Consider the following 605-nt stretch of genomic DNA (forward strand, 5'->3'; position numbering starts at 1 on the left):
GCAGGAAGGATACACCTGTTTCCATTTCGAACACAGAAGTTAAGCTTCTTAGCGCCGAGAGTAGTTGGGGGATCGCCCCCTGCGAGGGTAGGTCGTTGCCGTGCTAATATTCCGGCATAGCTCAGTTGGTAGAGCATCTGACTGTTAATCAGGTTGTCGACGGTTCGAGCCCGCCTGCCGGAGTTGGTTTATTGCTGGAGAGTTGTCCGAGTTGGCCGAAGGAGCATGATTGGAAATCATGTAAACGGGTATAGACCTGTTTCAAGGGTTCGAATCCCTTACTCTCCGTAGCAAAATGACCCGTTGGTCAAGTGGTTAAGACACCGCCCTTTCACGGCGGTAACATGGGTTCAAATCCCGTACGGGTCATATTGGAGGATTAGCTCAGTTGGGAGAGCGTCTGCCTTACAAGCAGAGGGTCACAGGTTCGAGCCCTGTATCCTCCATGGTATTACGGTCCTATGGTGTAGGGGTCTAACACGCCTGCCTGTCACGCAGGAGATCGTCGGTTCAAATCCGTCTAGGACCGTTTTATTTTTAATATTTATGATGGCTCGGTAGCTCAGTCGGTAGAGCAATGGATTGAAGCTCCATGTGTCGGCAGT

Annotated in this window: 5 tRNA genes and 1 rRNA gene; all 6 read left to right on the forward strand. The window is 51.1% G+C overall.

Annotated features, from left to right (window positions below):
- Positions 1-104: ribosomal RNA gene (rrf, locus tag FD46_RS09605) — 5S ribosomal RNA — on the forward strand; the annotation flags it as partial.
- 6 nt (positions 105-110) lie between these two features.
- Positions 111-183, forward strand: a tRNA-Asn gene (locus FD46_RS09610).
- A gap of 13 nt (positions 184-196) precedes the next feature.
- Positions 197-288, forward strand: a tRNA-Ser gene (locus FD46_RS09615).
- 9 nt (positions 289-297) lie between these two features.
- A tRNA-Glu gene (locus tag FD46_RS09620) sits at positions 298-369 on the forward strand.
- Positions 370-373: 4 nt separating this feature from the next.
- Positions 374-446, forward strand: a tRNA-Val gene (locus FD46_RS09625).
- A gap of 9 nt (positions 447-455) precedes the next feature.
- Positions 456-529, forward strand: a tRNA-Asp gene (locus FD46_RS09630).
- The last annotated feature ends 76 nt before the right edge of the window (positions 530-605 follow it).

It is taken from the genome of Liquorilactobacillus oeni DSM 19972, assembly GCF_001436275.1.
Lineage (GTDB): Bacteria > Bacillota > Bacilli > Lactobacillales > Lactobacillaceae > Liquorilactobacillus > Liquorilactobacillus oeni.